Source organism: Dysgonomonas sp., from assembly GCF_035323175.1.
Classification (GTDB): Bacteria; Bacteroidota; Bacteroidia; order Bacteroidales; family Dysgonomonadaceae; genus Dysgonomonas.
Window position 1 is genome coordinate 534,712 of record NZ_DAOKYH010000002.1, and the last position, 12,798, is coordinate 547,509.

The following is a 12,798-nucleotide window of genomic DNA, read 5'->3' on the forward strand; positions in this document are numbered from 1 at the left end:
ACAATTTTTTACGAATCAAAAAAACGAAAAAAATAAACCCCAAACTATAAAAGTCCGGGGCTATATTTTATAAAGAATTTTCTCCTATCACTGCAATGCCGAAGCACCACCGATAATATCCAACAACTCGTTTGTAACAGCTTGTTGACGCGACTTGTTGTATTGAATAGTCAGATCCTGTACCAATTCGTCCGCATTGTCTGATGCTATTTGCATAGCAATCATACGTGCAGCATGTTCCGAAGCATTAGCATCGAGCAAGGCAGCATACAAGCGTGAATAAAGCACAGTAGGAATTAAAGAATCGAGAATTTCCTCCTTCGATGGCTCCAAGATATAGTCTGCAAACATATTTTCGTCTTGCTGACCTTCGGGCTTAGCGCTTTCCAAATCGAAAGGAAGGAATTGTGTCTTCTTTAGTTTCTGCGATCCGGTAGATATGAAATGATGATAAATTAAGATCACCTCATCTATTTCTCCATCAATATATTTCTTTATCAATTCTTTAGCAAGATCCTGTACGGCTAAGAAGGTAGGCTTATCAGCCATATCCCTGTAATCGCCTTGCGCCGCTATTCCTTGTTTCTTTAGGGCGTCGGCCAATTTTTTACCGATAGGATATACCAAGATATTCCCTGCTCCTATCTCTTCTTTCTTTTTAGCGTAAACGGTACTAAACTCTTTTATTACATTCGAGTTGTATGCACCACAAAGCGAAGAGTTGGAAGCAAAACCAACTATAGCGACTCTCTTTGTTTCTCTTTTTTGGATAAAAGGAGACTCATAGCTTGTATCAGAAGACAGAAGATTAGTCAGAATGACATCCAACTTCTGCTGATAAGGCAAGAAGTTGCTGATTGCATTTTGTGCCTTGTGCAACTTAGATGAAGCTATCATCTTCATTGCAGAAGTAATCTTCTTGGTACTTTTTACAGAGCCAATTCTATTTTTTATTTCCTTAAGAGATGCCATAATTCATTATTTTTTGTACTGAGAAGCAATATCCGCGGCTACTTTCCTGATTTTAGTTTCCACATCTTCGTTGATGACTCCTTTTTTCAGGACATCCAGCACATCTGCTTGATATTGCATTTCCAATGTTCTCAGAAATTCGGTTTCGAACTCATGTATTTTATCTTCCGGCACTTGACGAAGCAAGCCATTTGTTCCGCAATACAGTATGGCGATCTGTTTTTCAACAGGTACCGGCGCATACTGAGGCTGAACTAGCAATACAGTATTCTTCTTACCTTTATCGATAGTCATTGCCGTAACGGGGTCCATATCGCCACCGAACTGGGTAAATGCTTCCAGTTCACGATACTGAGCCTGGTCAATCTTCAATGTTCCGGCAACTTTCTTCATCGCTTTCACCTGAGCCGAACCTCCCACACGAGATACAGATATACCCACATCGATGGCAGGACGCATACCCGCATTGAAGAGGTCTATATCGAGGAATATTTGTCCGTCGGTAATAGAAATAACGTTGGTAGGAATATAAGCAGATACGTCACCGGCCTGAGTTTCGATAATAGGAAGGGCAGTAAGAGAACCTCCCGCTTTTACCTTTCCTTTAAGACTTGCCGGTAGGTCATTCATCTGTTCGGCAACCTCCTGTTGGTTGATAATTTTAGCCGCACGCTCCAACAAACGTGAGTGCAAGTAGAAGATATCACCTGGATAGGCTTCACGTCCCGGTGGACGACGAAGAATCAAGGATACTTCACGATATGCAACCGCCTGTTTCGACAAGTCATCATATACCACAAGGGCATGACGTCCTGTGTCGCGGAAATATTCTCCGATAGCTGCACCTGCAAACGCAGCAAAGTACTGAACTGCTGCCGGCTCGGCTGCTGTAGCCGAAACTACAACCGTATAGTCAAGAGCACCTTTTTCTTTTAGTGTTTCTACGATATTGGCAACTGTAGATGCTTTTTGTCCGATGGCTACATAAATACAGTATACAGGATCTCCGGCATCATAATTGCTTCTTTGATTGATAATGGTGTCTATCGCAATTGCAGTTTTACCTGTCTGGCGGTCACCGATGATAAGCTCACGTTGCCCCCGTCCGATGGGGATCATAGCATCTACAGATTTCAATCCGGTCTGTAGAGGCTGGGTTACAGGCTGACGGTATATTACCCCCGGAGCTTTACGTTCCAGTGGCATTTCCAGCAGTTCGCCGGTAATCGGGCCTTTTCCGTCCAAAGGCTCGCCCAGAGGATTGATTACACGTCCTAACATGCCCTCACCCACGTTGATGGATGCAATACGGCCTGTACGTTTTACGGTAAATCCTTCCTTGATCTGGTCTGACGGGCCTAACAATACAGCACCGACATTGTCTTCTTCCAGGTTCATCACAACAGCCATAATACCGTTGTCGAACTCAAGAAGTTCGTTTGCCTCTGCATTTTTAAGTCCGTATATGCGAACAACACCATCTCCTACATAGAGAACTGTACCCACCTCCTCGAACTGTACGCGGCTACTGATATTCTCTAGCTGCATTTTCAGCACATCGGAGACTTCGCTTGCTTTTATATTTTCAGACATATTTTATTCAAATTATAAGTTACTATAAAGCTATACGTGGATAGCTCTTTTCAAATAGGTAGAGTATCGATTATCCAATCTTACTGTTTTCGGCGACAAACTTTTGCTTGATACGCTTCAACTGACTTTTTACGCTGGCATCCAACCTGTATGTGTCGATATACAGAATAAAGCCTCCTTCGATATCCGGATCTACACTTGTTTCAAAATCAAGCGTCCCCGGTTTAATCTTCTGTAGTAAGCTTTTCATTTTCTGTTTTGTAGCATCATCCACAGGGGTAGCAGTAACAAGCTTCCCGGTATTGATGTGCTTGGCTTCACAATACAAATCGATGTAACTGAGCGCAATATTTCGAAGATACATTTCACGTCTTTTTTTCACTACCAACTCGGCAAAACGAATATACTCGTTACTCGGTTTTGCACCCACAGCAGCTTTTACCAGCGCAAGCTTATCTTCGGCATTCAACGTAGGATTATCCATTGCCATACGCAAACGGGGTTCGCGGACAAATGACGATGCTACCTTTTTCATTTCGGCAAACAATACATCCTCCGCTTTCTGATCCACTGCATATAGCAACAGAGCTTTAGCATATCGCTTAGAAATCATCCCTTCATTCATAACAGTTGATTAAGATTTAGATACCATAGCTTCATCCACTAGGCGATCAATCATTGACATTTGTTCTTTAGGGTCTTTCAAGGTATCTCGAAGAACTTTTTCGGCAACATCCACAGATAGTTCAGCTACCTGACGACGAATGTCGCGTATAGCCTGATCTTTTTCCATTTGGATCTGCTTTCTTATTTCTTCCATTTCCTTTGCCCCGGCTATCTTGGCTTGTTCACGTGCTTCGTTTATAATACGATCGCGTGTATCAGCCGCCTCTTTCAAGATCTTCACCTGTTCTGCCTTAGCTGATGAAAGTATCTCATCACTTTTTTCTTTTATCGAAGCCAATTGCTCATTGGCTTTCTGGGCTGCATCCAACGAATCTTGTATATAGTTTTTGCGCTCTTCCACCATCTTGGTTATCACAGGGAAACCAAATTTGGCCAGAACGAAGAAAACTACTATAAAAGATAGGAGCATCCAAAAAAGAAGGCCGGATTCAGGTAATAGTAAATTCATATCTATTTACTAATTTATAGAATAAATCCGCAAACTACAACAGCAAACAAAGCTACCCCTTCTACTAGAGCTGCGGCGATAATCATAGATGTACGAATATCTCCTGCTGCATCCGGCTGACGGGCTATCCCTTCCATAGCAGAACTACCGATTTTACCAATACCGATACCTGCTCCGATTACAGCTAATCCTGCACCCAGTGCAGCACCAAAACCTGTTAAGCTTGTTGCAGCTTCTGCTGCTTGTAATAAAGTTGATAGTAACATAATTCTTTAGTTTAAAATTATTTAATTGTTAATTTACTTTTAATATTAATGTTTTTCTGCATGATGGTGTGGCTCTATCTGTGCCAACCCGATAAATACGGCCGACAGCATAGTAAATACATAAGCCTGAATATATGCGACTAATATTTCTACCAGACTGATAAATATAGTCAGCAATACAGATACAACAGTCATCGAACTATTGATCACCGCTCCTAGATTTGCCGTAACGAATATCAAACAGGTAAGACCGAGTACAATCGAGTGTCCTGCTAGAATATTAGCAAAGAGACGAATCATCAACGCAAAAGGCTTGGTAAATACCCCCACCAGTTCTATCGCTGGCATGATAGGTATCGGCACCTTGAGCCAGGTAGGCACATCAGGCCAAAAGACTTCTTTCCAGTATTCTTTCGATCCGAAAAGGTTTACGGTAAAGAATGTAAACACGGCAAGCACCAAAGTGACTGCAATATTACCTGTCACGTTTGCACCTCCCGGAAAGAGGGGTATCAATCCCAATAGGTTGTTGAACAAGATGAAGAAGAAAACAGTAAGCAGATAGGGCGAAAACTTTCTATAATTTTTTCCTACACACGGCTTAATGATATCGTCCTGCACACTCATTATAAACATTTCCATAAATCCTACAAAACCTTTCGGAGCTTTCTTCTCTCCCGTCTTGGCTTGTCTTCTGTACCATTTGGATACGCTAAGGACTATGATTATAAGAAGTGTAGAACTGATTATCAAACTGGTTGCATTCTTCGTCAACGAAATATCCCAAGGACGTATTTCTTCACCCGAAGCGTTTTTTTCTACAATCTTACCCCTGTATTTACCTTCTTGTGCAATATAAAAGCCTTCGTATGCCTCATGCCCATGATGGAACTTAGATGACATAAAAACATGCCAGCCTGAAGTCTCTCCTTTCACGATGATTGGCAACGGTATGGAAATATGTGTATCGCCAAACGAAGTTAGATGCCACTCGTATGCATCAGCAAGGTGATCGAGAATAAGTTCTTTAACGTTCAATTCTTTTTCGGGCTGAGCCTCATATGCATTTTCTGCTGCCAGAGGTTGAAAGCCCATTACAGTAAGTAAAAGAACCGAAGTTAAAATGTATTTTAAATAGTGTTTCATACTATTGTTGTTTTTTCTTTAACCGTTTTTCTATCCTTAGAAACAAATATGCCTCGAAGGCCAGAAAAAGAAGATAGAAAATCATAAAAATAACGACGAAGCTTTTAATATTTTCTTTTATTACCACGGCATAGGTTGCGATGAAGATAAGCGAGGCGAATACTTTAACTACTTTAGTCAGCATGTATACATTCAGCATCTGCCTTTGTGTCGCTTTGCGGCTCGATGAGTCTGCATACAAGACAACCAATGATTCCAGTATTATAAAGAAAGCCAGAATACCTTCGTACCATTTGGGATAAAACTCAGGAAACTGATAGTTGAGCAAAGCCTGTATAAGAGCTCCTGTAACAATCCCAAAGAGGGTAATAGAAAGAATTAATTTTACTTTTACATCCATCCCTTTAAGATACACAGATTGTCACAACCCCATTATTCACTTCCACCATGCCACCGCCTACTTCGAGAGATTTTTCCACGCCGTTTTCGGTATAGGTAATAACCCCCTTTTGCAAGGCCGAGATCAAAGGAGCATGGTCGGGATAAACCCCGAAGCTGCCTTGAATCCCCGGAATTACAACTGAAGCAACCATTCCGGAGAATAGCTTAGCCTCAGGTGAGATAATATTTAGTTGAAGTTCTGATTTTTTCATATGTAAATTCTTTATCCTGCAACTTGGGCAAGAATCTTCTCGCCTTTAGCCATTGCATCTTCTATTGTACCCACGTTCAAGAATGCTTGTTCAGGGAGGTGATCAACTTCACCGTCCAGAATTTTTTGGAAGCCCTTGATTGTATCCTGAATATCAACAATTACCCCCGGAACACCTGTAAATTGTTCTGCAACATTAAACGGTTGAGACAAAAATCGTTGAATACGTCTCGCACGGTTTACAGTCTGCTTGTCGGTATCCGAAAGCTCTTCCATCCCGAGAATTGCAATAATATCCTGAAGCTCTTTGTTGCGCTGCAATATTTGCTTCACACGTTGAGCTGTATCGTAATGCTCCTGACCTACAACGTTCGGGTCTAAGCTTCGAGAGCTGGAACCTAGAGGGTCTACCGCCGGATAAATTCCCATTTCGGTAATCTTACGATCGAGCACCGTTGTGGCATCCAAGTGAGAGAATGTTGTTGCCGGAGCCGGGTCTGTTAAGTCGTCGGCAGGCACATACACGGCTTGCACCGAAGTGATGGATCCGTTTTGTGTAGAAGTAATACGTTCCTGCATGGCACCCATCTCTGTTGCCAATGTAGGTTGATACCCTACGGCAGACGGCATACGTCCCAACAAGGCCGACACCTCAGATCCTGCCTGAGTAAAACGGAATATATTATCGATAAAGAATAAGATATCTTTAGGACCTTCAGCTTTCGAGTCACGGAAAGACTCGGCTATAGTCAACCCCGAAAGGGCTACATCGGCACGGGCTCCCGGCGGTTCGTTCATCTGACCGAAAACAAGGGAAATCTGTGACTTCTGAAGTTCGTCGTAGTCAACTTTCGACAAATCCCAGTTGCCTTCTTCCATGCTTTTCTTGAACTCTTCTCCATAGCGGATAACATTTGACTCTATCATTTCCCTTAGCAGGTCGTTTCCTTCACGGGTACGCTCTCCTACTCCGGCAAATACAGAATATCCATTATGTTTTTTTGCAATATTGTTGATAAGTTCCATAATCAATACAGTCTTACCCACACCGGCTCCGCCAAATAGACCCACCTTACCTCCTTTTGCGTATGGAGCTAATAAGTCCACGACTTTGATTCCGGTGAATAACACCTCGCGCGTTGTTTGCAGTTCTTCAAACTTAGGCGGTTCTCTATGGATAGGCGCACCACCTTGATTGCTCAAAGGCTTCATACCGTCAATAGAATTACCTACAACGTTCATCAGACGTCCTTTTACATGGTCACCGATAGGCATTCGAATGGGTGATCCCAGAGGAATCGCTTCAAGCCCACGGCTTAATCCGTCTGTACTGTCCATAGCTACGGCACGCACTGTGTCTTCGCCTATGTGTTGCTTTACTTCGAGAATCAAAGAGCGACCATCAGGTCTTTTAACTTCAAGGGCATCATTGATCTGCGGCAGGTTTAGGGATGGATTGGCTGTATCAAAAAATACATCCACCACCGGCCCGATAACCTGGGATATGTGCCCGACTAATTGTGACATAAGCTTTTGTATTTATTATTGTTTATTTCTAATTTCTTTTGCTTCAACAAATAAAGCCTTATTAACTAAATAAGGTAAGAAGAACTATAATCCTATAATCCTATAAATATTTCAAAAACCTCCTTATCTACAGGGATTTTGTGTGAATTAATAAAAGCTTGAGGTATCTATGCGAAATCAATATGGTACCAGACCCCTCTATCAATTGCCGAAGACAAATATAAGCAATATTAATATTTAATAGTATTTTTGTTGGCAGATTTTATAAGTAAACTTATTTTTTTTAAACCTAATTTAACCATAAATAATAAAGTCTGGAACAAATGCCAGCGATAGATACAGGGCATTGAGACAATAGAGCCAAAGGGCCATGATATTCAGTATGGTTTTAGAACAAAGAAAGAGTTTATAGATATTCTTAACCGAAATATTGACATTTATAAAGAAGAATATGATCGTTTTCAAGAAAAGAAATATCCTAATGATTATTTTTAGAATATCTTTGAACTTTGAAATAGACAAATTACAGGTTGTACAAAATAATTATCAATAAATAAAAATAGAGACATGGGAAAAGTATTAATTATCGGAGCCGGAGGAGTCGGAACCGTAGTTGCAAATAAGGTCGCACAAAACATGGATGTGTTTACCGAAATAATGCTTGCCAGCCGTACAAAATCGAAATGTGATGCTATTGCTGCGGCCATAGGCGGCAACAAGATACAAACAGCACAGGTAGATGCTGACAACGTGGAAGATCTTAAAAGACTATTCAATTCCTTTAAGCCTGAACTTGTGATCAATGTGGCATTACCTTATCAGGATCTTACCATTATGGACGCATGTCTGGCATGTGGGGTAAACTATCTTGATACTGCTAATTACGAGCCGAAGGAGGAAGCTAAATTCGAATATAAATGGCAATGGGCATATCAGGATAAATTTAAAGAAGCCGGACTTACTGCAATATTAGGTTGTGGTTTTGATCCCGGTGTAACAAGTGTATTTACTGCTTATGCAGCTAAACATCATTTCGATGAAATACATTATCTTGACATTGTAGACTGTAATGCCGGAGATCATGGAAAAGCTTTTGCGACAAACTTTAACCCGGAAATCAATATTCGCGAAGTAACCCAAAAAGGCAAATACTGGGAAAACGGAGAATGGGTAGAAACTGAGCCACACGAAATACACAAGCCATTAAATTATCCTGAAATTGGGCCAAAAGAATCGTATGTTATCTATCATGAGGAACTGGAATCTCTGGTAAAGAATTACCCTACCCTCAAAAGAGCTCGCTTTTGGATGACATTCGGACAAGAGTATCTTACTCACCTTCGTGTAATTCAAAATATCGGTATGTCACGTATCGACCCTATTATTTACAATGGTGTTGAGGTTGTCCCAATCCAATTCCTGAAAGCCGTACTGCCTGATCCGGGCGAACTTGGAGAAAACTATAAAGGGCAGACTTCTATCGGATGCCGCATAAAAGGAATCAAAGATGGAAAAGAACGCACCTACTATGTATACAACAACTGTTCGCACGAAGATGCTTACAAGGAAACAGGCACACAGGGCGTGAGCTATACCACAGGAGTTCCGGCTACCATAGGCGGTATCATGTTTATGAAAGGTCTGTGGCGCAAACCGGGTGTATTCAATGTTGAAGAATTTAATCCAGATCCGTTTATGGAGCAACTAAACAAACAAGGTTTGCCTTGGCACGAGTTGTTTGATATAGATTTGGAAATGTAATAACAACGATATTAAACTTACAGCCCTACAAAGATTAATTTCTCGGTAGGGCTGTTTTATTTTACACCAAAAGGTTGACTATTAAGAATCTGTTATTTAAGAGCAAAAAGCTTCTCAGCATTTTCTGTTGTTATTTGTCCAACCACTTCGGCTGGCAAGCCATATATTTCGGCTAGCTTAGTTACAACATTCAATGTATAAGAAGACTCATTCCTTTTTCCTCTGTAAGGAACGGGAGCCAAATAAGGTGAATCTGTTTCGATGATTATAGAAGACAAATCCGTTTCTTTAAGAACTGTTGGCAATGTAGAATTCTTAAACGTGACAACACCGTTGATACCCAACATAAAATTCTTCAACGAAAGAATCCCGTCAAGCTCTTCTAGCGTTCCTCCAAAACTATGAAATACTCCTCTTAAGTGCTGTTCGCCGACATTCTTAATGCAGGATATGCATTCGGCTATTGCATCCCTCGAATGTATTGCTACAGGTAAATCATATTCGATACTCCAACGCAGTTGTTCTTCAAAAACCAGTCTCTGTTGCTCCTCAAAGGTTTTATCCCAATAAAGATCAATCCCGATTTCTCCTATTGCAATATATGTGCGTTTAGAAAGCTCTTTTCGGATAATATCTAACTCCTCTTTCCAGTTTTCACCTACACTGGTAGGATGCAACCCCATCATTGGTATACAGTAGCCAGTATATCGATCAGATATATTGTGCAAGCGATCTATAGAAGAAGCATCGATGTTAGGTAGCAGTATTTTCTCTACTCCGGCTTGTTTTGCCCGTTTAATAACATCATCTATATCGTTGTCAAATTCTTCAGAATAAATATGTGAGTGCGTATCAATAATTCTCATTTCGATCTGTCTGGTTCTCAAATTTTTCTTTTTCTTCTTTTCTCAAATAATATACAACTCCGTACTCCTTACACCTCTCCAAGCGTTCTTTGGGCGGCAAACCGGCAAAGGCTTTCTCTATCTGGTTCCACACCAAAGTCAAAGTAGCGTCTATATCCTCACGTTGCTGACTTAAGCTTTCCAGCTGGCGGGAAGTCGTATTTTGATATGTTTTTTGTGCAAAATATGCATCTTTAAAAAGCGAAAATGCTACGTTCACCCGGGCAATTGTAGGATTGTAGATCGGCGTTCCTCCTTGTGAGATACGGGTCTGCTCACCTTTTATTATATTTTCACCCCAAAAGAGTAACGAATCGTTGCTGGTAAGATCGGGCACAGTAAAATCGCTCGGATCAATTCCATATAGTTGTTTCACTTCTTTTTTTATCTCATTGCGGATAACACTGAAGTTGAAAACTTGTATAAAATGTGATATGTACAATCTTGCATTTTTTACTAATCGTTGAAATTTACGATTAGCGGTAGCCTGTACTTCGAGGCTATCACGATATCTCACCTGAGCTGTTTCAAAGTTGCGTAGTAAATGTTGTAGTTTGTAAATATCCAGAGTAATTACATTCTGACTAAAAAATGTATTGCTCTTTTCTATTGCCGTTTTCAAAGCCCTTATCCGAGCATTATCAGTATTGGGTAAGCGTCTGTAAGGCATAGTTGTAATGTTTTGTGTTATGAAATTCTTGTCATGAGGCTTTCGGCTAATTTATAAAGCTCTTTTTTCCGTGAGGCATCTATACTTACTTTGTCCAGACATGTCACCGCCTGTTTATAGTAATCATTTATTAGATCTTCTGACTTCTGTTTCAAATTCAGTTTATTATATATGGCTGTCACAGCTTTTATTTTCTCCGCAGCATCATAATTCTCTTTATTAACCCAGCTAATCAGATCATCTTTCACTTCTTCGCTCAATAGAGCATTGATAAACAAGAAGGTTTTCTTATTACAAAGGATATCTCCTCCTATTTTCTTCCCAAAGTTGGAACTATCTCCGTAAACATCAAGCAGGTCGTCCATAAGCTGAAAACCGAGTCCTACATGAATGCCATAATTATATAGATTTTCAGCATCCTCAGCCGAGGCTCCGGCAACGATAGCACCTTCCTTAAGTGAGCAAGCCAAGAGCACGGCAGTCTTCAAACGTATCATCTCCAAATATTCAGCGATAGTTACATCCATACGTTGTTCAAACTCCATATCGTATTGCTGCCCGCAACATATTTCGGTTGCAGTAGTAGAAAATAAATCTAAAACAGGCTTTAAATATTGGGAGTCTATCTTTGCGATCTCTTTATATGCCTCTATCAACATGGCATCGCCCGATAATACAGCAGTATTGTCATTCCATTTGATATGCACCGTTGGATTTCCTCTGCGCATATCGGCTCTATCCATCAAATCATCGTGAAGCAATGTGAAATTATGAAAGATCTCTATACCCAGAGCAATTGGGATCACATGTTCCACATCCTCCTTATATAGATTGTAAGACATCAGGGCTAATGCCGGACGAACACGCTTCCCTCCTAAAGAAAGAATATAAGATATTGGCTCGAAAAGAGACTTAGGAGCAGAACCGTATTCTATCTTTTTTATCTCTGTATTTACTATACTCAATATCTCATCAAAAGTATATAAAGAAGCCATGATTTCGTCTGGATTTTAGAGGTTGGACACCGTGATTTTTCGTGCGATAAATTTTGCTTATCTTGATCTCAACAAAGATAACTTTTTAGCTAGAAAAATCAAAATATTATAAAAACTGAATCTATCTAATCAAAAAAGTCCTATTTTTATGGTTCGGTAATAAAAAATGTATTATTAAATGAAAAACAATTATTTACTTATTTTTGCATGTCTCTCTATCATGCAGGCTTGTACGCCCAAGCAAGCCAACCCTGAACAAAAAGTCACTGCAGGAAACCCAATCGTCGAAGGATGGTATGCCGACCCTGAAGGCATAATCTTTGATGACAAATATTGGGTATACCCGACTTATTCTGCACCATATGACGAGCAAGTCTTTATGGATGCCTTTTCATCGCCAGACCTCGTAAACTGGACTAAACACGAACGGATAATCGACACTGCATCTGTTAAATGGGTTAAACGAGCCATGTGGGCTCCGGCAATTCTCAAAAAAGACAACAAGTATTTTCTTTTCTTTGGTGGGAATGATATACAAAGTGATAACGAGTACGGCGGCATTGGTGTAGCCGTTGCCGACAAACCGGAAGGGCCATTCAAGGACTACCTTGGCAAACCTCTGATCGACAAGTTTTACAATGGAGCACAACCTATCGATCAGTTTGTGTTTAAGGATAAAGATGGTAGCTACTATATCTATTATGGTGGCTGGAAACATTGTAATGTCGCCAAATTGAATGATGACTTTACAGGCCTAGTTCCATTCGAAGATGGAACAATCTATAAAGAAGTAACACCCGAAAACTATGTTGAAGGTCCATTTATGTTTATACATAACAATAAATATTACTTTATGTGGTCGGAAGGTGGATGGACAGGCCCTGACTATAGCGTAGCTTACGCCATCGCTGACAGTCCGTTCGGCCCATTCAAACGCATAGGCAAGATTCTACAGCAAGATCCGAAAGTGGCTACAGGAGCAGGACACCACTCTGTGATACATGAACCGAAATCGGACAAATGGTATATCGTATATCATCGTCGCCCTCTTACGGAGACAGACGGAAACCACAGAGTTACCTGTATCGATGAAATGCAGTTTGACGAAAACGGATACATAAAACCTGTGGTTATCACCAACGAAGGAGTAAAAGCAAATCCTCTTAAATAATAATT

Annotated in this window: 14 protein-coding genes; 2 read left to right on the plus strand and 12 right to left on the minus strand. The window is 40.6% G+C overall.

The genetic code is table 11. The features are described 5' to 3' along the window. Window positions 1–87: 87 nt before the first annotated feature. From PKC55_RS05330 to atpD, 9 genes are all read right to left on the minus strand, one after another. The gene (locus PKC55_RS05330) at window positions 88–972 is read right to left on the minus strand and encodes a F0F1 ATP synthase subunit gamma (RefSeq protein WP_135103697.1); all 885 of its coding nucleotides are present in this window, start codon (window positions 970–972) and stop codon (window positions 88–90) included. A 6-nt stretch (window positions 973–978) separates the two neighbouring features. Further along, window positions 979–2,565, minus strand: a complete 1,587-nt coding sequence (gene atpA / locus PKC55_RS05335; protein WP_291105516.1) for a F0F1 ATP synthase subunit alpha — start codon at window positions 2,563–2,565, stop codon at window positions 979–981. A gap of 70 nt (window positions 2,566–2,635) precedes the next feature. Beyond that, entirely contained in the window at window positions 2,636–3,190 is a 555-nt protein-coding gene (locus PKC55_RS05340) for a F0F1 ATP synthase subunit delta (protein WP_006842282.1), read from the minus strand. A gap of 9 nt (window positions 3,191–3,199) precedes the next feature. After that, entirely contained in the window at window positions 3,200–3,700 is a 501-nt protein-coding gene (gene atpF / locus PKC55_RS05345) for a F0F1 ATP synthase subunit B (RefSeq protein WP_006842281.1), read from the minus strand. Between the two features lie 14 nt (window positions 3,701–3,714). Beyond that, a complete protein-coding gene (atpE, locus tag PKC55_RS05350) occupies window positions 3,715–3,966 on the minus strand; it encodes an ATP synthase F0 subunit C (RefSeq protein ID WP_006842280.1) in 252 nt (83 codons plus the stop codon). Window positions 3,967–4,011: 45 nt separating this feature from the next. Continuing rightward, the gene (atpB, locus tag PKC55_RS05355) at window positions 4,012–5,112 is read right to left on the minus strand and encodes a F0F1 ATP synthase subunit A (RefSeq protein WP_324372172.1); all 1,101 of its coding nucleotides are present in this window, start codon (window positions 5,110–5,112) and stop codon (window positions 4,012–4,014) included. Between the two features lies 1 nt (window position 5,113). Continuing rightward, a complete protein-coding gene (locus tag PKC55_RS05360) occupies window positions 5,114–5,512 on the minus strand; it encodes a hypothetical protein (RefSeq protein WP_291127588.1) in 399 nt (132 codons plus the stop codon). A 4-nt stretch (window positions 5,513–5,516) separates the two neighbouring features. Then, on the minus strand, window positions 5,517–5,765 hold the full coding sequence (gene atpC / locus PKC55_RS05365) for an ATP synthase F1 subunit epsilon (RefSeq protein WP_006842277.1): 249 nt from the start codon (window positions 5,763–5,765) through the stop codon (window positions 5,517–5,519). An 11-nt stretch (window positions 5,766–5,776) separates the two neighbouring features. Beyond that, window positions 5,777–7,291, minus strand: coding sequence for a F0F1 ATP synthase subunit beta (atpD, locus tag PKC55_RS05370; RefSeq protein WP_291127585.1), 1,515 nt, complete (start codon window positions 7,289–7,291; stop codon window positions 5,777–5,779). Window positions 7,292–7,858: 567 nt separating this feature from the next. Between atpD and PKC55_RS05375 the strand changes: the two genes are divergently transcribed. Beyond that, window positions 7,859–9,052, plus strand: coding sequence for a saccharopine dehydrogenase family protein (locus PKC55_RS05375; RefSeq protein WP_291127582.1), 1,194 nt, complete (start codon window positions 7,859–7,861; stop codon window positions 9,050–9,052). Between the two features lie 92 nt (window positions 9,053–9,144). Here PKC55_RS05375 and PKC55_RS05380 read toward each other — a convergent pair whose 3' ends face one another. Genes PKC55_RS05380 through PKC55_RS05390 form a run of 3 tightly spaced genes read right to left on the minus strand, consistent with a single transcriptional unit; the run spans window position 9,145 to window position 11,622 of the window. Further along, on the minus strand, window positions 9,145–9,918 hold the full coding sequence (locus tag PKC55_RS05380) for a TatD family hydrolase (protein ID WP_291127579.1): 774 nt from the start codon (window positions 9,916–9,918) through the stop codon (window positions 9,145–9,147). Continuing rightward, entirely contained in the window at window positions 9,905–10,627 is a 723-nt protein-coding gene (locus PKC55_RS05385; RefSeq protein WP_283686790.1) for a hypothetical protein, read from the minus strand. Before PKC55_RS05385 ends, PKC55_RS05380 begins: the two co-directional genes overlap by 14 nt. Window positions 10,628–10,644: 17 nt before the next feature. Then, window positions 10,645–11,622: a polyprenyl synthetase family protein gene (locus PKC55_RS05390; RefSeq protein WP_324372175.1), complete on the minus strand. Its 978-nt coding sequence runs from the start codon at window positions 11,620–11,622 to the stop codon at window positions 10,645–10,647. A gap of 178 nt (window positions 11,623–11,800) precedes the next feature. Between PKC55_RS05390 and PKC55_RS05395 the strand changes: the two genes are divergently transcribed. Next, window positions 11,801–12,793: a glycoside hydrolase family 43 protein gene (locus tag PKC55_RS05395; RefSeq protein WP_252639192.1), complete on the plus strand. Its 993-nt coding sequence runs from the start codon at window positions 11,801–11,803 to the stop codon at window positions 12,791–12,793. The last annotated feature ends 5 nt before the right edge of the window (window positions 12,794–12,798 follow it).

What these genes read in the sequence shown, in the direction of transcription:
- PKC55_RS05330 (WP_135103697.1), bottom strand. Translation starts at nt 972, where the DNA reads ATGGCATCTCTTAAGGAAATAAAAAATAGAATTGGCTCTGTAAAAAGT.
- PKC55_RS05340 (WP_006842282.1), bottom strand. Translation starts at nt 3,190, where the DNA reads ATGAATGAAGGGATGATTTCTAAGCGATATGCTAAAGCTCTGTTGCTA.
- PKC55_RS05375 (WP_291127582.1), top strand. Translation starts at nt 7,859, where the DNA reads ATGGGAAAAGTATTAATTATCGGAGCCGGAGGAGTCGGAACCGTAGTT.
- atpE (WP_006842280.1), bottom strand. Translation starts at nt 3,966, where the DNA reads ATGTTACTATCAACTTTATTACAAGCAGCAGAAGCTGCAACAAGCTTA.
- PKC55_RS05395 (WP_252639192.1), top strand. Translation starts at nt 11,801, where the DNA reads ATGAAAAACAATTATTTACTTATTTTTGCATGTCTCTCTATCATGCAG.
- atpA (WP_291105516.1), bottom strand. Translation starts at nt 2,565, where the DNA reads ATGTCTGAAAATATAAAAGCAAGCGAAGTCTCCGATGTGCTGAAAATG.
- atpC (WP_006842277.1), bottom strand. Translation starts at nt 5,765, where the DNA reads ATGAAAAAATCAGAACTTCAACTAAATATTATCTCACCTGAGGCTAAG.
- PKC55_RS05380 (WP_291127579.1), bottom strand. Translation starts at nt 9,918, where the DNA reads ATGAGAATTATTGATACGCACTCACATATTTATTCTGAAGAATTTGAC.
- atpF (WP_006842281.1), bottom strand. Translation starts at nt 3,700, where the DNA reads ATGAATTTACTATTACCTGAATCCGGCCTTCTTTTTTGGATGCTCCTA.
- PKC55_RS05385 (WP_283686790.1), bottom strand. Translation starts at nt 10,627, where the DNA reads ATGCCTTACAGACGCTTACCCAATACTGATAATGCTCGGATAAGGGCT.
- PKC55_RS05390 (WP_324372175.1), bottom strand. Translation starts at nt 11,622, where the DNA reads ATGGCTTCTTTATATACTTTTGATGAGATATTGAGTATAGTAAATACA.
- PKC55_RS05360 (WP_291127588.1), bottom strand. Translation starts at nt 5,512, where the DNA reads ATGGATGTAAAAGTAAAATTAATTCTTTCTATTACCCTCTTTGGGATT.
- atpD (WP_291127585.1), bottom strand. Translation starts at nt 7,291, where the DNA reads ATGTCACAATTAGTCGGGCACATATCCCAGGTTATCGGGCCGGTGGTG.
- atpB (WP_324372172.1), bottom strand. Translation starts at nt 5,112, where the DNA reads ATGAAACACTATTTAAAATACATTTTAACTTCGGTTCTTTTACTTACT.